Raw genomic sequence first — 23,075 nt, forward strand, 5'->3', positions numbered from 1 at the left:
GCCATGACCTATCGGCTCTATCACATGCAATCATCCGGCAATTGCTGGAAGCCCCGCGTGGCCCTGCATCAGCTCGGCCATGCGTTTGAGCTGATCGACATCGACATCATGACCGGCCAGTCGCGCACGGACGAATACATCGCCATGAACCCCAATGGCCGCGTGCCGTTGTTGCAGCTGCCTGATGGACGATACCTGGCTGAATCAAATGCCATGCTGGCCTATCTGGCCGACGGCACGGACCTCATGCCGTCAGACCGCTACGACCGCGGCGTTGTGTTTCAATGGATGTTCTTCGAACAATATAGCCACGAGCCATACATTGCCGTGGCGCGCTACTGGCGGCACCTGGAAGGCAAGGAACCGCCCGAAGCCGTGCCCGGCCAGATTGAGGAACGCGGCTACGCAGCCCTTGGCGTGATGGAGCAACGCCTCAATGAAGCAACCTTTTTTGCAGGCGACACCTATTCCATCGCCGACATAGCGCTTTATGCCTACACCCATGTGGCCCACGAGGGTGGCTTCTCTCTTGAGGCCTATCCCAACATCCGCGCGTGGCTGCAGCGCGTCGCAGCGACACCACGCTTTGTGGACATGGACTGGCGACCCTGACGTGGCTGCGGGCAGACCGTAGCGACTCGCCTCGCCACAAACTTGCCCTAAAATTCCCTCGGGGCCGCCCCATTGGCCGCGCGATGTCGCCCCATTGCGAGCGCTAACTCTCCATCACGCGGATGTGACCTGCCATCAGGTGCCCTGACATCCGCAGTCGATGGAGGGGAACACCAGATGACGACACTCGCCGGACCACAACGGGTTGCACACTATCATGAGGGAGTGAGCCTCGCGCTGCGGGCCCTTCTCATCATCACCAGCTTCATTCTCGCCGCTGTCGTCCTGTCGGGCGGCTTTTCCATGTCTGCCTATGCGCAAGGCGCGACGGCGACACCTCCAGCACATGCGGCCAAGCTCACAACAGCCAAGCTCGCAACGGTACGTCCCGGCGACATGAACTCCGGCGCCCTGCTGTTTGAGACACAGACCCCCGGCGAATATGTGCAGGCACCGCTTGTTGCCACGGACGTCACCCTTGATGTCACTGGCATCATCGCGCGCGGCACTGTCACCCAGCGCTTCCTCAATCCCAGCGATGGCTGGGTTGAAGGTATCTATGTTTTCCCCCTGCCCGATGACGCCGCCGTCGACAGCCTGCGCATGCAGATCGGTGATCGCTTCATCGAAGGTCAGGTGAAGGAAAAGCGCGAAGCCCGCGAAATCTACGAAGAAGCCAAGGAACAGGGCTTCAAGGCCTCCCTCGTTGAACAGGAACGCCCCAACATCTTTACAAACTCTGTCGCCAATATCGGCCCGGGTGAATTGATCGTCGTGCAGATTGCCTATCAGCAAACGGTGACGGTCGACGCCGGCGACTACTCGATCCGCTTCCCCATGGTGGTTGCGCCGCGCTACATGCCCGCACCGACAGTTCACATGGTGGACTTCCAGACTGGCCCTGATGGCGAGACCACAGGCTTTGCAGCCATCTCCGATCCGGTCCCTGATCGCGAGCGCATTTCACCGCCGGTTCTGAACCCCGAGACCGAAGGCAAGACAAATCCTGTAACGCTGACCGTCAATCTGGATGCGGGCTTTGAGCTTGGTGAGGTGACAAGCCACCACCACGCAGTGAAGCTTGATCAGGACGACATGAAAGCGACGCTGACACTGGATGCCCCCAAGGGTCAGGTGCCAGCCGACAGGGATTTTGAACTGACATGGACGGCGCAGGACGGCACCGGCCCGAACGCAGCCCTGTTCATTGAGACCACCACCGATGAGGACGGCAACGAGACGCCATACCTGCTGATGATGCTGACGCCGCCAACAGGTGCGTCCCTTCCGGATGCCGGCCCCCGCGAAGTGGTGTTCGTCATCGACAACTCAGGCTCCATGTCCGGTCCATCCATGGATCAGGCCAAGGCCAGTCTGCTCCTGGCGCTTGATCGTCTGGACAATGACGACACGTTCAATGTCATCCGCTTTGACCACGAGTTTGATCAGGTCTTCCCCACCGCCGTCCGCGCGGACAAGGAGAACCTCGACATTGCCCGTGCGTTCGTCGGCAGTCTGTCTGCCGATGGCGGCACAGAAATGCTGGCCCCGTTGCAGGCCTCGCTTCGGGACGCCAACCCGACCGATACAGACCGCCTGCGTCAGGTCATCTTCCTGACTGACGGTGCCATCGGCAACGAAGTGGAGCTGTTTGAAACGATCTCGCAGGGCCTTGGACGCTCGCGTCTGTTCACCGTGGGCATCGGCTCGGCCCCCAACTCATTCTTCATGACGCGGGCCGCTGAAGTTGGCCGTGGTGCTTTCACCCATATCGGGTCTGCGGACCAGATTGTTCCGCGCATGGCGCAGCTCTTTGAAAAGCTGGAGACACCGGTCATCACCGGTCTTGAAATGGACTGGCCAGCACAGGTGCTCAACGAAGTGTGGCCCAATCCGCTGCCTGACCTCTACAAGGGCGAGCTCATTGTGCTGACCGCACGGCTGGCCCGCGCGCCCAAAGCCGGCGAGCTGCTGGAAGTCGGTGGCACCTTTGCCGGTGATCCGTGGCTTGTGCAACTGCCGCTGGCCAAGGCACAGGATGGCGAAGGCATTGCCAAGCTGTGGGCCCGCCGCAAGATCGCGTCACTCGAAGGCTTCCGCTATTCCGGCGGTGACTGGGAGAAGATCGACGCGGACATTCTTGCCGTTGCTCTCGACCACCATCTGGTGAGCCGTCTGACGAGCCTTGTTGCTGTGGACGTGACGCCCTCACGGCCCGACGATGAAAACCTCGGCACGGCACAGATGCCGGTCAACCTGCCCGACGGCTGGGACTTTGAAAAAGTCTTCGGTGGTGATCCCTCGCCCATGCAGACCAACGCGTCAGTGGCTCCAGACCCCGCGTGGCAGGTGTTGAAAGTGGCCGCAGCACCTCCCGCTCCCGTAGCCGGTGCCAAGAGCGTGCCCCTGCCGCAGGGATCAACACCGGCACCCCTGTTGATGCTGATGGGCCTCATCGGCCTCGCCCTTGGCCTTGCCCTCCTCGCGCTTTATCGGCGCGAGGACAAGGCGGCGGCGTAGCAGGCAAATGGACATGGGGCTGACACGCAAACACATGATCGGACTGGCGGCAGGCGCCCTGCTGCTGAGCGGCAGCGCGGCACTCGCCAGCAGTCTGTACATCGAAGCCAAGGCACTTGTCGGCCAGGTCCTGCTGGAACGCGCCTTTGCGCAGACCCTGGAGACCGGCCAACCGGCCAAGCCATGGGACTGGGCCGATACCTGGCCTGTCGCGCGTGTGTCAGCGCCTGCGCACAGTGAAAGCGCCATCGTACTTGCGGGCGCCAGCGGCGAAGCCATGGCCTGGGGGCCAGGACACATGGCAGGTACGCCAGCGCCCGGAGACAATGGCATCTCCATTATCGCGGCTCATCGCGACACGCACTTTGCGTTTCTCGAGCACGTTGCGCCGGGGGATCAGATCGACGTCACCAACGCGGACGGCTCGGAGCACGCCTTCCGCGTGACGGGCACGAAGATCGTCCGCTGGGATCAGTCGGGCATTGACCCCGTCGCACCCGGCAAAGGGTTGGCGCTGGTGACCTGCTACCCGTTCGATGCGCGGACACAGGGGCCGCTGCGCTACGTGGTGATGACAGAAAAAATTGAAGAACAGATCGACCAACAAAGCGAGAAACCTGCGATACACGCGGCTCTCGACAGGCTTTCGCCGGAGGTGGAAATAGTGCGCTGAGGACATAACCGGTTGGCCCGCCCGATCCTTTCCCGGATCCCCTTCGCAAGGTGACGGCAAACCATTTCCGGGACCCGCCCTCAGATCAACGCACTGCGTCTTCCACCAAAAGCGAAAGCCCGGCGGCGACCCCCAACAGGTCGCCGCCGGTGCCCATTCTCGTATCGGGCTGGCGACCCCAAACCGGTCGCCAGGACGCTACTATGGGCCCTCTCTCCCGCGAGAGGAGGGCAGGCAGTGATGCTTCGATAAGGGGTATCTACGCGCTGACCCCGTCTGTGGAATACAGGGTGTCCATTTGGGAGCCTCACACAACCTCATCAACATAAGTATAGATAGTTTTTTCGACGCCTTGAACAATAATGCAAGGGACTACAACTCAAACCATATATGTTAGGTATATGACAGTGGTAATATTAACAAATACAAACCAAATAAAGTATGGTATCCAAGGCGTTCTTTGACCGATCTTCTTATTGAGAAGAGGGCTGTTATTTGGGTCCGTAATGATAAGAAAATAGAAATCGAAAAAACCCCGTTTCTCAGGCTCTCCTTCTGTCTTCCAAATGCGATATTTATAAATAACAAATAAAATTCCAGGGAGTATAGACAATATCTGCAGTGATATAAGAACTGCCTCGATCATGTATTTGCGTTTTCCAATTTGTATTGATCTTCCAGATCAGAATTAGTGCGCTATAAACTGCATCATATTCAGAAGTCTCAACCGCTAGCAAGATTCCGGCGCGCGCCTGTTTGGGTATGATTGAACTTTCCAAATCATAAGGGTCCGATATCAAGTTGCTCCGCGCCGAACTCCCCGTTTCGGAAGAGATTGACGCGGAGCACTAGGTACAGGGGCGGTCGCTCACAGACTATTCAGCCGCCTGCGTCGCGCTGCCAGGCACACCATCCGGCACGGTCGCCTTGTAGCTTTCAAGCGCTGAGACCGCCTCCCACCAGCGATACAGATTCTGACAGCCGTCAAAGGCCTCCATGCCGTCAGGCATCTGCCCCACATAGGTCAGCACCGGGGCGAACAAGAGGTCGGCAATGGAAACATCGTCGCCTGCAAGCCAGGTACGCCCGTCCAGCTCCTTGTCCATGACAAGCATGGCCTCGCGAATTTTCGGCTTGGCCTCGTTGATCTTCGCCATGTCCGGCTGGCCATCAGGACCGGACGGGAAGACATATTGCTGCGCAAAGTTGCGGATGGCCTGCGGGATCACATAATCGAGCCCGGCAGAAATCCACTGCTCCATGCGCGCGCGTTCCAGCACATCGGCGGGCTGCAGGGCCTTACCCTCATAGGCTTCATCGATATAGCGGCAGATCGCCATGCTTTCCCACAGCGTCACCTTGCCGTCGGTGAACACTGGGATCTTGCCGAACGGATGCAGCTTGCGATGGTCAGGGGAGCCCAACGCCCCCACCGTTCCATCACCGACCTGACCCAGCTCATAGTCCAGACCCTTCTCATGCGCCGCCATACGAACCGTCCGGACAAAAGACGATGCCGCCGCTCCATATATGATGATCGTCATATTATAACTCCTGCTTCTACCATGTGCATGCCCCGCTTTGCGTTTGCCAAGACACACCTCTCCCGTTAGCAGCCGGGCACCCCGACCGCTCCGCCACCGGTTTGACCAAAGATCAACCGGCGATCAGCTCTTGAATTGTCGTCTCACGTCGCAGCTCAGGCAGCCAGCAGGTCTGCCAGATGCTGCAGGCTGTGGGCCCAGCCGCCATTGAAGCCGTCGCGCAGCTCCAGATTGGCAAAGCCCGTGTGCAACAGGTGAAGGCGCGTGCCCTCGCCCTGTTCCGTCAAAGTCAGTGTCAGCACCGTGGAGCGGCTTGAGCCGTCATCGAAGGTGCGGGTGAACTCAATGACCAGTTTTTCAGGCGGCGACAGCTCGATGATCTTGCCGCGCATGGAAAAGTCTTCGCCGTTTTCGCCCGACATATGGACGATGTAGCGGCCACCGACTTTTGCATCGACTTCCGCACCGTCCACCATGTTGACCGCAGGGCCCCACCACTGGGCCACCTGCTCAGGGACCGTCAGCGCTTCAAAGACGCGTGCGCGCGGCGCATCAAGGTCGCGATGCATGTCGATCTTGAGGATTTCGTCGAGGTCTTCGCGGTCGGCAGATGCCATATCAACTTGTGCGCCGGTATTTTTAGACATGCGAGTGCTCCTGAAAATCCGCTGCTATTTCTTTGTGGTCTTGGGACGCTTGCCACCGGGCCGCGGGGGCGTCCCTTTCGAAGGCGATGACTTGAGAAAGGCTTCCAGCGCATCCAGCTTCTCGTCCCAGAACTGCCGGTACCGGTCGACCCAGTCCGAGGCCCGCTTGAGCGCCGCCGGGTCCAGATGACAGATGCGCTGCTGCGCCTTCTTCTCACGCCGGATCATGCCAGCATCTTCCAGCACCTTGAGGTGCCGCGAGATGGCCGGGCCGGAAATATCAAACCCGTCACCCAACTCACCGGCGGGCGCAGGTCCGTCCGCCAGACGCTCGAGGATCGCCCGGCGCGTCGGGTCTGCCAGCGCCTGGAAGGCAGCAGAAAGATGATCAGGACCCGACGGGTCGGAAGGGAAGGCAGGCGGGGTCATATTTAGCCAATCCGTTATTTAACGTGATTGTTAAATAGCACCACTGCCGCGGACCGTCAAGAGGCCAAAGCTGTAATCAGGTTTTAACCGCCACAAAAAGATAGCGATTGAGCGAAAAGAAATACTGCCCGTTGGCACCCATCGCCCTGAGGTCATCGGCCCAGGCCTGTGCCTCGTCTTCACTGACGCCATCGCGCCCGGACACGAACCCCTGAATGCCCTTCATGATGCCCACAGAATAGCTGTGCGGGTTCCAGTCCGGATTGAACATGGGGATCAACTCGCGACGGGTGACCTTCAGGCCGGCCTGATGGAGAAGATGCGGCAGCTTGCGCGGCAGATGCGGGTCCACCAGATGCGCGTCCCACACCTTGAGTATCCTGTCCATCCGCTCCCGGTTGGAGGAATTCCAGACGATCGAATCCCAGTCCGTATCCAGAATGACAATGCGGCCACCGGGCTTGAGCACCCGCTTCGCCTCATGCAATGCCGCCCCCATGTCGGAGACGTATTCATAGACCTGCGTCGACACGACCACGTCGACGCTCTCATTGGCCATGGGGATTTGTTCAGCCTCCCCATGCTCCACGGCTACCCACGGCATGTCCGCGCAGCGCCTGGCGGACATTTCCACCATGGGCCGCGACATGTCGATGCCGGTGACGCTGCCGTCCTTGGTCACAGCCTTGCCCATGTCATGCAGGAGAAGGCCAGGGCCGACACCAATGTCGAGCGCGTCCATGCCCGGTCGCAAAGCCATGGCCGCCATCACATGGGTCCGCTGCCCCACAACATCCGGCGTCAGATACATCTCTTCAATGGCTTTCGCCGCGCGCTCATCAAAATCGATCATGTCGGACATGCAGTTTCTCTCCCGGTATCGCTCTCAGTCACACTCTGCAGTGAAGCGAGTTGTTTGCGGAATGATACAGGTCAGGCAGCTTCAGGTCTGCCCTTAGCCATCCAGCTGCCGCATGCTGACAATATGCATGGCCGCAAATCCGATGGCGGATGCGACAAAGACAAGCACTGCGGACATGCCAAACGCCCACGCTTCGCCAGTAAAGACAAACTTCGCAACATTGAAGCCCGCAAAGAGGTAGAGGGCCAATACCGACGCGATGACAGCGGCATATCGGGGATAGCTCCCATGACGACCAAGCACAAAATCAAGCATTGCTTCTCCCCTTAGAACTGCGGCTTGAGCACGGCAAGCACCACCGCAAGAACACCAAAGAAGACGATCGGCCAGGTGACGCTGACCAGAAACCGCCAATGCATCTCGACGTCACGCTCATAGGCTTCCATGTCACCAGCATGACGGTGGCGCGCCTTGTTGCCACCAAAGTGCGACAGGTAGTAGTCCATGATTTCAATCGGCAGGAAGATGCCGAACACGATCAGCATCTTGAAAACAAACCAGTCGCTTTCAGCGCCATAGCCCGTGACAAGCCACAGCACCGGCCCGGTAATCATGATGACGGGGAAAGCCACGTGCTCAAGCACCACGCCTTTATCAAACCGCTCAATCGCCAGATTGCGCATGGCAATGGCCTGGGCATCATTGGGACTTGCGCGCCACGCCTGAAAGGCAGGAACCAGATAATTCTGATAAGCCACCGCCGTGCTGAACAGCCACACCATGACCGCAAGTAGATGGATCAGCTTGATCTGCATGTAGAAGGGCGCTGCCAGTTCGGTGAAGGCTTCAACCATGACTGGGCCTCGCTAAGCTGACTTGGCGTTGGCCGCTTCCCATACCTGCATGCTGGCCGGCGCAGGCGATGGTGCAAATTCCGTTTCGTCGAGCGCCGCCAGAGCACGTTCGCGATCTGCGCCGGTAAAGGCGCCCGTCGTCAGGCAGAACTCAACCATGTTCCCATTGGGGTCGCGCGTGTAGACCGAGTGACACCAGTTGTGATCAATCTCCAGCACATCGAGACCGGCATCGTTCCATTTGGCGCGCCACGTTTCGAGTTCTTCCGCGCTGTGCACATCAAACGAGTAGTGATTGGTACCGGTCGGCAGATTGCCCGCTTCATTGAGGTCAAAGACGTGGGTCTCCTGCCCGGGAACATCATGCAGTTCCCAAAAGGCAATAAACCGGCTGTCATCTCCATCCATACGATAGAAGAAATGCTTGCCCCAGCCGCCCTCGGCAATCGGCGCGATTTCCACCTTCACAAGCTCAAACCCCATGACGCCTTCATAGAAGGCGTGCATGGCTTTCATGTCTTTGGCCGCCAAGGCCAGATGATGATATCCCATGTGTCTCTCCCCTAATCGTCTTTTGTATCTACCATCGACATCACGTCAGCGCTGCTGCCTTCCGGTGCTGCGATTTCAACAATGCGATCATCCACATCGTCATATTCAAGCCGCAGTGCTCGGCTCATGATGGCGTGCATCATGTAGGTGCAGGTGATGTAGGTCAGTTCCAGTATCTCTTCGTCAGAGAGATGCTTTTTCAATGTCTCGAAAACGCCGTCAGGCACGCGTCCGCGCTGCAGCACCAGACCATCCGTATACGCCAGAACCGCCCGTTCAACCTCGCTGTAGCAATCAGCGACGTTCCAATGGGGAATGGCTTCTATCTGAGCTTCCGTCAGACCGACATCCCGCGACGCCTTGCAATGCTGTGAGAAGACGAACTGTGAGCCGACGGTATAACCCGCCCGTATCTGGCCCAGCTCGCGCAGTTTGGGATCAATGACCCGCGCTTCATCCCGGTAGAACCGAAATCCGTCCGTCGTATGCGCAAAAGCATCGGGCACAATGTTGAAGACGGTCCACCAGTTGCCTGGCGTGCCGGTTGCAGTGCCCGGCTCCTTGATCGGATCGCGATCGCCGAACAGAAGGTCAAAGATCGCATTTGCATAATCGTTTCCGGCTTCACGGCCAGCCTGCTTAAGTCTGGGCATTGGTCCCTAGTCCCTGGCTTTTCCTGATTTGGCTTTTTTCGGTTTTGATGCGGGCAACGCCAGCCCTGCAAAAATCACGTCGAGATACATTGTCCGATAGGCGGCAACATTGGCCTCTGACTGCGGGTCCTCGCCGAACACGGCACTGACCATGGGTGCGACATTGAAGTTGGTGACCGCAGCCCCATGCAGCAGCATGAGTATTTGGTATGGCGGATAGGGTTTTATGTGCCCCTCGTCGACACACTTCTCGACCAGTTCCAGAAACTCGTAATACATGCCGGAAAATACATTGCGCATGAGCCAGTCGAGACGATCACCGCCCGCTTGACCCTCAGCGAGAATGACCCGGCCAAGCTCCGGGGTATCGGCCGCGCGATCAATCAGCACCGAGCATGCCGCCTTGAGCGCCGAGAGACAGTCAATCGCAGCCACCATGCTGCGCACCGGCGCGCTCGCCCGCTCAAGCCGGCCAGCAAGCTCAAACATGGCGGCTTCCCAAAGGGCCCGCTTGGTCTTGAAGTAGTAGTGGATGCTTGGCTGGGCGACATCCGCATGCCGGGCAATCTCAGTGACGCTTACTGCATCAAACCCGCGCTCGGTAAAAAGCGTCAGAGCCGCCGCGGCAATTCTCACCTTCGGGTCCTGCAGGGCTGCGCTTTCGGCCACGAGTCACTCTCTATCGGTTTATTATGGAGTCATAACGAAACTTGATAGACTTATCAAACTCAATCATCGCGATCCCTTCCGAAAAGACATGACCTTTACGGAACTACTGCGATATCGTAGTGCGAACCGTGGCAAGGGCAGAACCAGCCACCAAAGTCGCCCTGGTCAGATAGCGGCACACAACCAAGGTGCGTGCACACACCGATCAGCACCAGCCACTTTTCAGTGTCGGATGCAGCGCGGTTGATGTCTTCGGCATCGGCCGCAGGATCGATATTGGCGTTGCGGGCAATGGGGTCTGGCAGCTCATCCATGGAGACCGACTTGGCCTCTTCAATCTCTGCAGCCGTCCGGTGACGGATGAAGACGGGCTTGCCGCGCCACATGATGGTAACGCCCTGACCCTCGGCAACACCGCTGATGTCCACTTCCGTGGAGGCGAGCGCCCGCGTTGAAGCGTCCGGATTCATCTGGTCAACCAACGGCCAGACGGCAAATGCGCCGCCGACAGCGGCAAAGGCGCCTGTGGCCACATACAAGAAGTCGCGACGGGTGGGCTCTTCGCCTGCCTCGGTCACTGCTGAATTAGCGTCTGCCAACGGATGTGTCCTCCGGACTTGGATATTCGGTCTTGTCGCCCTGGCAAGGACGACATGATGGTCTAAACCAGCAACGAAAACGACGCAGGATTGTTGGTAGGACTCAGATTACGCTTACTAAAAAGCTGGCGCGTCGCTTCGTTCTTTTGCCACCCGCAAAGCTAAATTGTCCACCCCCGCGGGGTTATGTGGCACGATGACGCAAGTTTTTGCCGCCAAGTGACTGATATGTCTGGAAAAAGGTCGCGTCAGGCCTGGCCCCGCAACGCCCTTCCACCCCTCAGTTCCCTGACTTTATGAGCGAGTCACGACAATGCGCCTTGCGCTCTATGAGCCGGACATTCCCCAAAACGCAGGCACAATCATGCGAATGGCGGCCTGTATGGGCGTATCTGTGGACATCATAGAGCCGTGTGGCTTCACCCTCTCAGACCGCCGGTTTCGCCGTGCCGGTATGGATTACCTCGACCATCTGGACCTGACCGTCCACGCCTCCTATGAGGCCTTCACGTCAGCCCCGGCGCGAACCGCCAGCCGCACCATCCTGCTGACCACCCGCGCGGACACTTTCCACCACGAAATCACCTATCAGCCCGGCGACACCCTTATGCTGGGCCGCGAAAGCGCTGGTGTGCCGGATGAAGTACACAATGCCGCAGACCTGCGCGTGAAAATTCCCATGGCGCCGGTGCCAACTTTGCGCTCGCTCAATGTTGCCATGGCCGCGTCCATGGTACTCGGCGAGGCGCTGCGTCAGACGGGTCAGTTTCCTGATTCCGTCCAACAAAGTGCAACTGACATAACAACGCCTGCCACAACTGGAGTATCCTCGTGAGTGACGCCGCCCTCTCTGCCCCATCCAGCGCTGACTATGTAAGCGAGGACCACAAGGCCACCGCCGCAGCCTGGTTCCGCCAGCTACGTGATGACATCTGCGCCAGCTACGAAAAGATTGAAGAAGAGCTGACCGGCACCAATGCTGACATGCCCGCCGGTCGCTTTGAGCGCACCCCTTGGCAGCGCGGTGATGAAAACGATGATAAAGGCGGCGGCGAAATGTCCGTCATGAAAGGCCGCGTCTTTGAAAAAGTCGGCGTGCACATCTCGACGGTGTATGGCGAATTCTCGGAAGAGTTCCGCAAGCAGATCCCCGGTGCGGAAGAAGACCCGCGCTTTTGGGCCGGCGGCATCTCCCTCATCGCCCATATGTGGAACCCCCATGTCCCGGCCGTTCACATGAACACCCGCCACGTGGTCACCACAAAAGGCTGGTTCGGCGGTGGCGCCGACCTGACGCCCGTTCTCAACCGCTACCGCAATCAGGACTTTGAGGACTCAGTCGAGTTCCATGCCGCCATGAAAGCGTCGTGTGACGCCCATGGCGCCGACTACTATGACCGCTTCAAGAAATGGTGTGACGAATACTTTTACCTGCCCCACCGCGACGAACCGCGCGGGATCGGCGGCATCTTCTATGACCGCCACAACACCGGCGACTGGGACAAGGACTTTGCGTTCACCCAGGATGTCGGTCGCGCCTTCCGCAACGTCTATCCAGCTCTGGTGCGCAAGCGCATGAATGATCCGTGGACGCAAGAAGAGCGCGAAGAACAACTCGTTCGCCGTGGCCGTTATGTGGAGTTCAACCTGCTCTACGACCGCGGCACGACGTTTGGCCTCAAGACCGGCGGCAATGTGAACTCAATTCTGTCTTCCATGCCACCTGAGGTGAGATGGCCCTAGCCGTCGCCCGCAGAGGCTCAGACATAACAAAGGGGACGGCCGGTGTGGCCGTCCCCTTTTTGCATCGATCGCCTGATCGGGGGTGTGCGCGTTGCCTTGGAGGAGGTCTCCAACGGGGTGCAACGTGCGCGGTCAGACAATCAATTGGATACCTCCGCGCGGGAGGCCGAGACGGACCTAATCCTTGTAGTCCGCACCGCGATATTTGAGATCACGGCCATGCTTGGCGTCTTCATGGTGCGCCTTGTACGAGGACCCGCGATAGTTGACCTTCTCGCCTTCCTTGTACTCGTGGTGGGCATCAACGTCCTTGTTGCCACCTTTGTTTTCCATGCCGCGATAGATTTTTTTCTCAGACATATTTTCCACTCCGAAGTCGCGAAGAAACGACAAACGTCCCTGCGTCGCGAGTTGCGAAACTGAGTGGCGATCCGTTTTGAAGTTGGAGCTGATCCACATCTGTCGTGGAAGGCACCAGGTCACGCCACCGTTGCTAAAAATCGGCCGCGCGGAAACCAAATTCCCGCCCAACCGGCTCAAGCTTTTGACGCATGCCTAATGCGACGAAGACCAACACAAGTGTTGAACTCCGCAACCTCAATCTTGTCAGCATTAACCATGATAGCAACAGAAAAATGCAGGTTTTCTGCGGTTTTTATTGCTCATTTTGCTGTCAATTTCATCATCTGCTTAAGCATTGGACACATGTGCGTTGCAGCAACAGCCGGTTTTGCCGGTTTTGACTAGAAACCGGGCGGGTTACTCATGCGCCCAATCATTGAGCACAAAACTTTTACAGGCTGCCGGCACGTCAGATTTAGTAAATCGTCGCCTGAACAACAGCCTTCAGTCGCTCGATGATGGAGAACTCGTCGTCGGTGAAATCGGAGTCGATCCACCATTCTTCGACTTCAGCGCGCACGCGGCCGATCTCAGGACCTTCAGGCACACCGGCAGCTTTGATCATGGAGCCCGAGAGCGGTATTTCGGGGCGTTCCCATGTGTCGGCCATCGCAAGCAGCGCGCGCCACTGGAAGGCATTGGTGGTCTTGCCATCGTCTGCCCAGCCGAGCATGACACGGTCCTTGAACAGTTGAAGACCCATGCCATAGAGCGCCCGGCGCACTTCGCGCATGGACAGGTAGCAAACGATCTTGGTGGTGTCCGTATGCATAGCCGCAAGCCGGTCGCGATCAGCGTTGGAGAGCCGAAGGCGCTTGGCAGCACTTGCGGCAGCCTCTTCACCGTCCACGATGGCGCCAAGGCGCAGCATCGGATCGCTTGAGAACAGCTGCGTCACTTCAATGTCGAGCACACGCTCGAACCGGTCGAGGCGCGAGGCCTCCGGCAACACGTCCCCCATGATGCCTGCCGCTGCCATGGCGCGCACGACGGGGGCTGCATTGTCCGCACCCAGCAGTTTCAGCAATTCAACCTGAATGCGTTCCGCCGACAGCTGCGCCAGCCCATCGCGGTTGGCTGCACAGGCCTGCAGGCTCGGCGCATCAAGGTCACCTTCACCATAAGCCGCGTGAAAACGGAAGAACCGCAGAATGCGCAGATAGTCTTCCTTGATGCGTGTGTCGGCGTCGCCAATGAAACGCACGCGGCGCGCCTTGAGGTCGTCATAACCACCCAGCGGATCATGCACGGTGCCGTCCGCATCCGCGTAAAGCGCATTCATGGTGAAGTCGCGGCGTTCCGCGTCCCCCTGCCAGTCCTGCGTAAAGGCGACGTCGGCATGGCGGCCGTCGGTCTCCACATCCACCCGCAACGTCGTGACTTCATAGTTCCGCTCAGCCCCAACAGCCATCACCGTGCCGTGGTCTGCACCAATAGGCACGACTTTGAATCCAGCAGCTTCGAGCTTCGCCGTTGATCCGGCCGGATCATCACTGGTGGCAATATCAACATCAGATACGGGAACTGCCAGCAGTGCATTGCGCACGCAGCCACCAACGAAGCGCGCCGTCGCACCATCATTGAGGGCGGACATCACCTTTTGCGTTTCTGCGTCGCGCAGCCAGATCTGGTGTTGGATCGAAGGAATGTCGGCAGCCATAAATCGGGTACTCCGGAAAATCAGTCTTGAAAAATCTACTCGGCCTCAATGGGCGCGGTGCCTGTGGGCTCAATATGCCCGGGAATAATACGGCCATCCTCAAGGCGCGGCGGCACATACTGCCCCTCACCGGCCGGCGTCCCGCTGAAGACCGCCAGATACACCAACCCGGCGGCCACCATGGCCGTGCCCGCGCCCAGCAGCCAGACAATGGGTGCATCGTTAAACGCCCCGCCGGCGGCAAGGCTGCGCCGCTGCACCATCAGCACGTAAAGCGCCCACACGATGAAGGGAATGGCGAACAGCAGAAGCTGGATCAGAACAATTCTCAGCATGATAAAGCGTCCTTGCGCTTAAGCGCCCTGCGTTAGATCAAGAGAACGGGCAAACGCACGCTCGTACAGATTGACAATCATACCTGCCGTCGCGCCCCATATGTAATGACCATCATGGGGCATGGCATAAAAAGTACGTTTCTTGCCCTTCCACGTGGCCGAATGCCGCTCGTGGTTTTCAGGGTCCATCAGGAAAGCCAAGGGTACCTCAAAGGCTTCATCCACTTCGCCGGGATTAAGCGTCAATTCAAAGCCCGGCTTCACAAAGCCAACGACCGGCACCACACGAAACCGCGTGCCGGTTTCATACGCGTCCAGAAACCCGACAACATCCACAAAGCTGCGATCGAGCCCGACTTCTTCCTCGGCCTCCCGCAAGGCAGCATCCACAGGTCCGTCATCTTCCGGGTCAATGCGCCCACCGGGAAACGCCACCTGCCCTGCATGACTGGACAGATCACCCGACCGCTCCGTCAGCAGCACATGAATGCCGTCTGCGTGTTCAATCAGCAGTACCAGCACAGCCGCCTCGCGAATGGCCGTGCTCTCATCAATATCGTCCGGGTCATTCAGCTTGAAGTCGCCATTGAGCGCGCCGTCAGGGTCCACAAGACCCGGAGGGTCCTTGCGAAGCCCGGCCATCAAGCGGGAGCGAAATTCATCAGAGGGACGCATCAGCCAGAGTTATCCTATTCAACACCAAGTTCAGCAGCACGCTGCATCTTGAAGAACACATTGCCACTCCAAACGCCAAACCAGTCTTCGCCATCGACACTGTACGTCGTGCCAAGGTCCACGAGGTCATAATAGACCGCCCGGTTGATACGCGCCTCCAGGGCACGGCCCCCGTCACCACGGATGTGCACATAGGGGGCCGGTTCATCCGTCTGCGGATCAAGTTCAAACCGCAACGCATGATCAAGCCCCGCCACCACCACATCACCAATCGACGTGGTGAACGCCAGCGTCTGTTGCGTCCCCTCGCCTGCCTTCTGCATGGCCACAATGACAAAGGGGACATCTTCGACGGTGATCTGCGCCTGCTCGACCGGCGTCACCAGATGATAGCTGCCATCTTCTTCGCGAATGAGAATGGACGCGAAGAGTTTCACCAGCTTGGCACGTGAAATCTCGCTGCCCTGATAGTGCCAGGAACCGTCGCGGGCGATTCGCATATCGATGCTGTGTTTTCGCTCCGGATGCCACTTGTCCACAGGCGGCAAGCCCGACTTGGAGGCCAATTCGGCTTCTTTGAGGCCCATCACGGCCTTTTCAACAAGATCCTGGTCAGTCGTGTCACTCATGGTGCCTGCTTTTAGGGTAGGGTCATATTCTGAACACAGGCGTTTTCGACAACTCGCCGTTGCTGCCCGCAGCAATCATCTTACCGTTCCTTAAGATGGGAATGGGTGCCTATGAGGATATATGTAGGGTCATGACCTCTCTGAGTGAAGCCAACGACGACGTAATCCGTGCGGTTGAACAGACCGGCGAACAGATCACCCGCGTCAAGGACGCCATCGGGCGGCTGGTTTTCGGCCAGGACCAGGTGATTGAGCGGGTTCTGGTAACCATCCTTGCAGGCGGCCATGGCCTGCTGGTCGGCGTGCCGGGCCTCGCCAAGACACGCCTGGTCCACACCACCGGCATCGTGCTTGGCCTCGATGACCGCCGCATCCAGTTCACACCGGACCTGATGCCCGGCGACATTGTCGGCTCCGAAGTGCTGGAAGAGGGCGACGGAGGCCGTCGCGCCTTCCGGTTCATTCAGGGGCCTGTGTTTTGCCAATTGCTGATGGCGGACGAAATCAACCGCGCCAGCCCGCGCACTCAGTCAGCTTTGCTGCAGGCCATGCAGGAGCGCCACGTGACGGTCGCAGGCCAGCGCCACGAACTCCCCCGCCCGTTCCACGTGCTCGCAACCCAAAACCCGCTGGAGCAGGAAGGCACCTATCCGCTGCCAGAAGCGCAGCTCGACCGTTTCTTGATGCAGATCGACGTCAACTATCCTGACCTCGAAGCCGAGCGCCGCATGTTGCTGGAAACAACCGGCGATGCCGAAGCGAGCGCGGCTGCCGTGATGCGTCATGAAGATGTGGAAGCAGCCCAGCGCCTCGTCCGCCGCATGCCGGTGGGCGAAAGCGTGGTCGATGCCATTCTTCAGCTCGTGCGCAGCGCCCGGCCGGAAGAAACCGACCTTGAAGAAGTGCGCGAGACGGTTGCCTGGGGTCCAGGCCCCCGCGCCAGTCAGGCGCTCATGCTCGCCGTGCGCGCCAAGGCCCTGATGGACGGACGCTACGCCCCAAGTGTTGACGATGTGGTTGAACTGGCTGATCCGATCCTGCGCCATCGCATGGCGCTGTCGTTTGCCGCACGGGCAGAAGGCACGACCGTCTCCGGCGTCATTGACAGGCTGTGCCGACCGTTTCGCTAGATCATCCACGAGACCAAACACGGGTCAGGAGTAACGCGTAGATGGCCAAAGCTTCGGCCGACAGAGATACATCTGCTCTCGCCGGACGCCCCGCCGGTGATGGCTCCGCCTATGGCCGCACACCTCAACGCCGCGAAGCAGAAGAGCTGGCCGATGCCTTGCCGCCTCTGCTTGTGGAAGCCGAACGCATCGCAGCCACCGTTGCGCCGGGCATGCATGGCCGCAAACGAACCGGCCCCGGCGAAACCTTCTGGCAGTTCCGGCGCTATCAGCAGGGAGACAGCGCTCACCTGGTTGACTGGCGCCAGTCCGCCCGCTCCGACCGTCTCTATGTACGCGAACACGAATGGGAAGCAGCCGAGACCGTGTGGCTATGGTGCGACCGGTCAGCGTCTATGGATTTCTCGTCGACCAAACGCGCCCCCAGCAAGCTCGACCGCGCCATGGTGATCACCCTTGCCACCGCAACACTGCTGACGCGCGCAGGCGAACGTATTGCAGGCCTTGGCGAAGCACTTCCTCCGGCGTCAGGTCGCACTGCGCTGCGTCGCATGGCCCAGCGGCTGGGCACACCGGACCCACAGGCCCAAAGCGACATCCCTGCTGATGCATTGCCGCGCTTTTCACGGGCCGTGCTGGTGAGCGATTTCCTGTCCGACCCCGAAGATATTGCCGCTCGCATTCAAAGCCATGCCACCGCCGGGACACGCGGACACCTTCTGCAGATACTTGATCCGGCAGAAGAAGACCTGCCCTTCAGCGGCCGCACGGAATTTGAAGGCATCGAAGAAGGTCAAAAACTGACATTCGGCCGCGCGGAAACCATCCGCAGCGCCTATCAGAAAAAACTGTTCAGCCATCGCGAAGCGCTGCGTGCCGCCACCCGCCGGTTTGGCTGGACGTTCACGACCCACCGCACCGACCGCCCTCCCCAGACTGCCGTGCTTGCCTTGCATGCCGCCCTGTCCGGCGCACCTCTTCCAAGCGAGGGCTAGGTGATGCTGACACTTGGTCCGATCGGCTTCGCCGCACCGCTCGCCCTCATTGGCCTTGCTGCCCTGCCAGTCATCTGGTGGCTGTTGCGTGTGACGCCGCCTGCACCCAACCGTGTGCGCTTCCCGGCCATTCAACTGCTGCTGGGTCTTAACGATGAAGACGAAACACCGGCCCAGACCCCGTGGTGGCTGATGGCCCTCCGGCTGCTCGCTGCCACCCTGCTGGTTCTCGCATTCGCAGAACCTGTGGCTAATCCGACAGCTGCTGAGGAAGGCTCAGGCCCACTTTTGCTGGTTGTGGATGACAGCTGGGCCGCCGCCCCGGACTGGAACCGCCGCACCGCAACGCTGGATGGCCTGCTAGCCAATGCCCGACGCGCCGACCGCGATGTGGTCATCCTGCCAACCACGCCGCGCGCCAATGCTACCACCCTCAATGTCATGACCGCCGACGATGCGTCCGCGTTTGCAGCCGCGCTGGCACCACGGGCACTGGGAACAGACTTTGCCGCAGCCGCGACCAGATTGACGCAGGCAGCCCTGCCGAATCAGGGCGACTGGCAAGTCATCTGGCTGAGTGATGGTATGGGTGACACAAATGGCAGCCCAATGGCTCAGGCCTTTGCCGATGACCTCGCCCGCCATGGCGACATTACGCTTGTGTCGCCAGCGCCCGGCGACCTGGCCCTGGCCATTCGCCCCCCCTCACAGATTGGCCAGACACTTGATGTGACGATTATCCGCCCTGCCGGCGATGGTCAGCGTGGTGGCAGGATTGCTGCCTTTGGGTCCGGCGACCGGCGCCTTTCAGAAGCTGATTTTGCCTTTGCCGATGGCGAGACCCAACGCACCGTCACCATCGACATGCCGCTGGAACTCCGCAACGCGATCACCCGCATTGCCATTGTTGGCGAACAGTCCGCTGGTGCTGTGACCTTGCTGGATGATCGTTGGCAGCGGCGTACTGTCGGCCTTGTTGCCGGTGGTGGCAAAGCAGATGACGCGCAGCCGCTCCTCTCTGACCTTTATTACCTGCGCCGCGCCACCAGCCCGTTTGCTGAAATCCGTGAAGCACGGACCGGGGATGACACATCTGAAGTTGAAGACCTCCTGTCGCGTCCCCTGTCCATGCTCATCACCGCCGATGTCGGCCAACTTGTGGGCAACGATGCGGATCTCGTGCGCAATTGGGTGGAGACCGGCGGCACGCTCGTGCGCTTTGCCGGACCGCGCCTTGCTGCCAATACGGATGATTTGATGCCGGTTGATCTACGCGGCGGCGGCCGGGCGCTTGGCGGTGCACTCACATGGGCAGCACCTCAGGGACTGGCTCCTTTTGAAGAGTCGAGCCCCTTCGCGGGCCTGCCTATTCCTGACGACGTTGAGATCAATCGTCAGGTTCTGGCTGAACCCTCAAGTGACCTCACCGACAACACATGGGCACGACTGACCGACGGCACACCGCTCGTCACCGCTGCCCAGCGTGGCGAGGGCTGGGTCGTGCTTTTCCATGTGTCAGCAGATACGGACTGGTCGAACCTGCCGCTCTCAGGTCTGTATGTTGAGATGCTCCGTCGCCTGCTTGATCTGAGCCGCGGCACGGGCGCGAACGACACCGACACGGCGCAACTCCTGCCACCCTATCAATCCCTTGATGGCAATGGGCGCCTGGTCGCGCCCGCCCCGCTGGCACAGCCCGTCGCCCAAAAGGAAATTGATGCATTGCAGCCCTCACCGGCCCACCCCCCCGGTCTGTACGGCACTCCGGATGGTTTCCGCGCATTGAATGTGATCGCCGCCAACACGGTGCTCACGCCACTGGACACCTCATTTGCCGCAACCAGGACCGCATATGCAGGCACCAGTGAAACAGAACTCAAGCCATGGCTTTTGACCCTGGCACTGGCACTGCTGCTCTTCGATGGGCTGGTCGCGCTCGTTTTGTCCGGCCGCCTGAGAGTCCCGCCCTCACTGGCAGCCCGACTGGGTACCGGCACTTCCGTGTTGCTTGTGGCTGCATTGCTTGTGCCCCTGCCTGATCAGGCCAACGCTCAGGAGGAGGCCAAGGCAGGTGACAATGTGGCTCTTCTGGCGACCCTTGATACGCGGCTGGCCTACGTCATTACCGGCGACGCCACGGTGGATGAGATGAGCCGCGCCGGTCTGTCAGGTCTCAGCCAGGTTCTGCGCAGCCGCACCGCCATTGAGCCTGCCGAGCCACTGGGCGTGAACGTGGAACGCGACGAACTGGCCTTTTACCCCATGCTCTACTGGCCGGTGCTGTCAAACCAGTCGCCGCTTTCAGCCGAAGCATTGGCAAGCGTCGACAACTACATGAAGCGCGGCGGCACAATCCTGTTTGACACTATGGACCACCAGCGCATTGAAGCCATCGGGACGTCACCGGGCAACGATGCCCTGCGTGCACTGCTTGCCAATCTCGATGTGCCACCGCTTGAACCTGTGGGAGAAGGTCACGTCCTCACAAAGGCGTTTTATCTGCTGCGCACATTCCCTGGACGATGGGCAGGAGGAGACCTTTGGGTGCAGGCAAGCGGTGACGCCACGTCGAGCCCCGGCACGCTCAATCAGGACGGCGTGACGCCCCTGCTTATCGGCTCCAACGACTTTGCTGCAGCCTGGGCGATTGACGCCCGTGGCCTGCCCATGGCGCAGCCCGTGCCCGGCGGCGAACGCCAGCGTGAAATGGCCCGCCGCTTCGGCGTCAATCTCGTGATGTATGCCCTGACTGGAAACTACAAGGCGGATCAGGTGCATGTGCCCGCCCTGCTTGAAAGGCTGGGCCAGTAATGGACGTCACCTGGCAGATCAGTTTTTCACCGCTGGTATCCAATGGCCTGCTGACCGTCGCCATCGTGCTGGCTGTCACGCTCATCATTGTCAGCCTTTGGCGACGCGGTGCGGGGGCGTGGTGGCGCATCATTGCCTATGCCGCATTGGTCATTGCCCTGCTCAATCCCGCAGCTCTGCGCGAAGACCGTGAGCCGGTCACCGATGTTGCTGTGCTTGTGGTCGATCGGTCGCAATCAAACACGCTCAAGGACCGCACATCGCTGACGGATGCAACCGCCGATGCCCTGCGCACCAGCCTTGAAGCGGAAACCGGACTAGACGTCCGCGAAGTCGACGTGACTGACGCCTTGAGCATGACGCAAACCAGCGACAGCGGCGGGACGCAGCTCTTCTCTGCCATCGAAAACGCCATCGGCGATGTGCCGCCCGAACGTCTTGCCGGCATCATTGCCGTTACCGATGGTCAGATACACGACCTCGCACCGCGAGCTCTGGCCACCACCGGCGCTCCCTTTCACGCGCTGCTGACCGGCAGCCCGGACGAAGCGGACCGCATCCTGACCATTGAAGACGCGCCCCGCTTTGCGATCGTCGGCGAAAGCATCACGCTCAAACTGCGGGTGGATGATCGCGGGTCCACGGCAGGCCCTGTTCCCGCAGACATCATCCTGCACGTTGACGGCGAACCGCTGCCGCCAGTGACCGTCACCACCGGCATCACCCAGGAAATTGAAATTGAGCTGGAGCATGGTGGCGAAAACGTCATCGAGATCGAAGCCGCAGCCGGTCCATCCGAAATCACCCTTGAAAACAACCGCGCCGTCGCCATCGCCAATGGCATTCGCGACCGGTTGCGGGTGCTGCTGGTCTCCGGCGAGCCACATGCAGGCGAGCGCACTTGGCGCAACCTGCTGAAGGCCGACCCTGCGGTTGACCTCGTGCACTTCACCATTTTGCGCCCGCCTGAAAAACAGGACGGCACACCCATTAACGAGCTGTCGCTGATTGCCTTTCCGACCCGGGAACTGTTCTCGGTGAAGTTGCAGGAATTTGATCTGGTGATTTTCGACCGCTACCGCCGCCGCGGTGTGTTGCCGGTCTCCTATCTTCAGAACGTCGCCAACTATGTGGATAATGGCGGTGCCTTGCTGATGGCTGCCGGGCCGGACTTTGCATCCCCCTTCTCCATCTTCCGCACTCCGCTGGCAGGCGTGCTTCCAGCCGCTCCCACCGGCGAAGTTATTGCCCAAGGATACTACCCTCTCGTCACGGACATCGGGCAGCGCCACCCTGTGACATCAGGTCTGCCCGGTGCAGAACAGTCGCCGCCCAACTGGGGCCGGTGGTTCCGCCTGATTGATTCCGAACAGGCCTCCGGCAACACCTTGATGGAAGGCCCCGGCGAAAAACCGCTGATGGTGCTGGACCGTGTCGGCGAAGGCCGCGTGGCCCAACTCCTGTCGGATCATGCATGGCTGTGGACGCGCGGCTATGAAGGCGGCGGCCCCCAGGCTGAAATGCTGCGCCGTCTGGCCCACTGGCTCATGAAGGAGCCGGACCTGGAAGAAGAAAAGCTGCAGGCCCGCGCACAGGGCAACACGCTCTCCATAGCGCGGCAGACCATGGGCGAGGATGTGCCCCCCGTTACTGTCACCAAACCTGACGGAACAACGCAAGAGGTCCGGCTTGCGGAAGAAGGCCCCGGCCTCTTTACCGCGCGTATGGAGATCGACCAGATGGGTCTCTACCGGCTGGACGATGGCACCCAGACAGCCATCACCGCAGCCGGGCCGCTCAACCCCAAAGAGTTTGCAGATGTGCGCGTCACAGACACCCAGGTCGCAGAGCTTGTGGCTGAAACAAAAGGCAGCACGCGCTACCTTGCCGATACCGACATCCCAACAATCCGCCGCATCCGCCCCGGACGCAATGCATCAGGCTCAGACTGGATTGGCCTGAATGCCAACAGCGAATATGCGGTGCGGGCGGTGAGCGAGCACACGCTGATCCGTCCCGAATTCGCTTTGCTGATTGCGCTGGGTGCCTTCATGCTGGCGTGGCGACGCGAAGGCCGCTAG

General features: G+C 59.8%; 24 protein-coding genes. 9 read left to right on the forward strand and 15 right to left on the reverse strand.

What is annotated here, in order from left to right; translation table 11 throughout:
- Positions 1-3: 3 nt before the first annotated feature.
- The 3 genes from BN1012_RS10760 to BN1012_RS10770 all read left to right on the forward strand — a co-directional run bounded on the left by BN1012_RS10760 (position 4) and on the right by BN1012_RS10770 (position 3,805).
- On the forward strand, positions 4-612 hold the full coding sequence (locus BN1012_RS10760) for a glutathione S-transferase family protein (RefSeq protein WP_043949616.1): 609 nt from the start codon (positions 4-6) through the stop codon (positions 610-612).
- 177 nt (positions 613-789) lie between these two features.
- Positions 790-3,132: a marine proteobacterial sortase target protein gene (locus BN1012_RS10765; RefSeq protein WP_043949617.1), complete on the forward strand. Its 2,343-nt coding sequence runs from the start codon at positions 790-792 to the stop codon at positions 3,130-3,132.
- 13 nt (positions 3,133-3,145) lie between these two features.
- Entirely contained in the window at positions 3,146-3,805 is a 660-nt protein-coding gene (locus BN1012_RS10770; RefSeq protein WP_122381405.1) for a class GN sortase, read from the forward strand.
- 875 nt (positions 3,806-4,680) lie between these two features.
- Here BN1012_RS10770 and BN1012_RS10780 read toward each other — a convergent pair.
- The 10 genes from BN1012_RS10780 to petA form a co-directional block, all read right to left on the reverse strand.
- Complete coding sequence (locus BN1012_RS10780) at positions 4,681-5,349, reverse strand: glutathione S-transferase family protein (protein ID WP_081826339.1); 669 nt, start codon at positions 5,347-5,349, stop codon at positions 4,681-4,683.
- A 155-nt stretch (positions 5,350-5,504) separates the two neighbouring features.
- Positions 5,505-5,996 carry an SRPBCC family protein gene (locus BN1012_RS16945; RefSeq protein ID WP_052535104.1) on the reverse strand — a complete coding sequence of 164 codons (492 nt, stop codon included), beginning with the start codon at positions 5,994-5,996 and terminating at the stop codon, positions 5,505-5,507.
- Between the two features lie 24 nt (positions 5,997-6,020).
- Complete coding sequence (locus BN1012_RS10790) at positions 6,021-6,425, reverse strand: ArsR/SmtB family transcription factor (protein WP_043949619.1); 405 nt, start codon at positions 6,423-6,425, stop codon at positions 6,021-6,023.
- Positions 6,426-6,501: 76 nt separating this feature from the next.
- Positions 6,502-7,287 carry a methyltransferase domain-containing protein gene (locus BN1012_RS10795; protein WP_043949620.1) on the reverse strand — a complete coding sequence of 262 codons (786 nt, stop codon included), beginning with the start codon at positions 7,285-7,287 and terminating at the stop codon, positions 6,502-6,504.
- A gap of 93 nt (positions 7,288-7,380) precedes the next feature.
- On the reverse strand, positions 7,381-7,602 hold the full coding sequence (locus BN1012_RS10800; RefSeq protein ID WP_043949621.1) for a hypothetical protein: 222 nt from the start codon (positions 7,600-7,602) through the stop codon (positions 7,381-7,383).
- Between the two features lie 11 nt (positions 7,603-7,613).
- The gene (locus BN1012_RS10805) at positions 7,614-8,141 is read right to left on the reverse strand and encodes a hypothetical protein (protein WP_043949622.1); all 528 of its coding nucleotides are present in this window, start codon (positions 8,139-8,141) and stop codon (positions 7,614-7,616) included.
- Between the two features lie 12 nt (positions 8,142-8,153).
- Entirely contained in the window at positions 8,154-8,693 is a 540-nt protein-coding gene (locus tag BN1012_RS10810) for a VOC family protein (protein ID WP_043949623.1), read from the reverse strand.
- An 11-nt stretch (positions 8,694-8,704) separates the two neighbouring features.
- The gene (locus BN1012_RS10815) at positions 8,705-9,346 is read right to left on the reverse strand and encodes a carboxymuconolactone decarboxylase family protein (protein WP_043949624.1); all 642 of its coding nucleotides are present in this window, start codon (positions 9,344-9,346) and stop codon (positions 8,705-8,707) included.
- Positions 9,347-9,352: 6 nt separating this feature from the next.
- Complete coding sequence (locus BN1012_RS10820) at positions 9,353-10,015, reverse strand: TetR/AcrR family transcriptional regulator (protein ID WP_043949625.1); 663 nt, start codon at positions 10,013-10,015, stop codon at positions 9,353-9,355.
- Between the two features lie 95 nt (positions 10,016-10,110).
- The gene (petA, locus tag BN1012_RS10825; RefSeq protein WP_122381363.1) at positions 10,111-10,614 is read right to left on the reverse strand and encodes a ubiquinol-cytochrome c reductase iron-sulfur subunit; all 504 of its coding nucleotides are present in this window, start codon (positions 10,612-10,614) and stop codon (positions 10,111-10,113) included.
- Positions 10,615-10,927: 313 nt separating this feature from the next.
- On the opposite strand from petA, the gene BN1012_RS10830 reads away from it, so the two are divergent.
- Entirely contained in the window at positions 10,928-11,449 is a 522-nt protein-coding gene (locus tag BN1012_RS10830) for a tRNA (cytidine(34)-2'-O)-methyltransferase (RefSeq protein WP_043949626.1), read from the forward strand.
- A complete protein-coding gene (hemF, locus tag BN1012_RS10835) occupies positions 11,446-12,357 on the forward strand; it encodes an oxygen-dependent coproporphyrinogen oxidase (protein WP_043949627.1) in 912 nt (303 codons plus the stop codon). Before BN1012_RS10830 ends, hemF begins: the two co-directional genes overlap by 4 nt.
- Positions 12,358-12,534: 177 nt before the next feature.
- On the opposite strand, the gene BN1012_RS10840 is transcribed toward hemF, so the two are convergent.
- From BN1012_RS10840 to BN1012_RS10860, 5 genes are all read right to left on the reverse strand, one after another.
- Positions 12,535-12,717 (reverse strand): hypothetical protein, encoded by a 183-nt coding sequence (locus tag BN1012_RS10840; RefSeq protein ID WP_043949628.1) that lies wholly within the window; start codon positions 12,715-12,717, stop codon positions 12,535-12,537.
- Positions 12,718-13,174: 457 nt separating this feature from the next.
- A complete protein-coding gene (locus BN1012_RS10845) occupies positions 13,175-14,419 on the reverse strand; it encodes a CCA tRNA nucleotidyltransferase (RefSeq protein ID WP_043949629.1) in 1,245 nt (414 codons plus the stop codon).
- 35 nt (positions 14,420-14,454) lie between these two features.
- Positions 14,455-14,754 (reverse strand): DUF6111 family protein, encoded by a 300-nt coding sequence (locus tag BN1012_RS10850; protein WP_043949630.1) that lies wholly within the window; start codon positions 14,752-14,754, stop codon positions 14,455-14,457.
- An 18-nt stretch (positions 14,755-14,772) separates the two neighbouring features.
- Complete coding sequence (locus tag BN1012_RS10855; protein WP_043949631.1) at positions 14,773-15,429, reverse strand: CoA pyrophosphatase; 657 nt, start codon at positions 15,427-15,429, stop codon at positions 14,773-14,775.
- Positions 15,430-15,443: 14 nt separating this feature from the next.
- On the reverse strand, positions 15,444-16,058 hold the full coding sequence (locus tag BN1012_RS10860; RefSeq protein ID WP_081826341.1) for a DUF1285 domain-containing protein: 615 nt from the start codon (positions 16,056-16,058) through the stop codon (positions 15,444-15,446).
- A 131-nt stretch (positions 16,059-16,189) separates the two neighbouring features.
- Here BN1012_RS10860 and BN1012_RS10865 point away from each other — a divergent pair, with 131 nt between their 5' ends.
- From BN1012_RS10865 to BN1012_RS10880, 4 genes are read left to right on the forward strand one after another with little or no spacing between them, the layout of a single operon-like run.
- Positions 16,190-17,188 (forward strand): AAA family ATPase, encoded by a 999-nt coding sequence (locus BN1012_RS10865; RefSeq protein ID WP_043949632.1) that lies wholly within the window; start codon positions 16,190-16,192, stop codon positions 17,186-17,188.
- 41 nt (positions 17,189-17,229) lie between these two features.
- Entirely contained in the window at positions 17,230-18,183 is a 954-nt protein-coding gene (locus BN1012_RS10870; RefSeq protein WP_081826342.1) for a DUF58 domain-containing protein, read from the forward strand.
- Positions 18,184-18,186: 3 nt separating this feature from the next.
- Positions 18,187-20,994, forward strand: a complete 2,808-nt coding sequence (locus BN1012_RS10875) for a DUF4159 domain-containing protein (RefSeq protein ID WP_043949633.1) — start codon at positions 18,187-18,189, stop codon at positions 20,992-20,994.
- Complete coding sequence (locus BN1012_RS10880; RefSeq protein ID WP_043949634.1) at positions 20,994-23,075, forward strand: membrane protein; 2,082 nt, start codon at positions 20,994-20,996, stop codon at positions 23,073-23,075. The genes BN1012_RS10875 and BN1012_RS10880 overlap by 1 nt, the downstream gene beginning before the upstream one ends.

This window comes from Candidatus Phaeomarinobacter ectocarpi (assembly GCF_000689395.1).
Classification (GTDB): Bacteria; Pseudomonadota; Alphaproteobacteria; order CGMCC-115125; family CGMCC-115125; genus Pyruvatibacter; species Pyruvatibacter ectocarpi.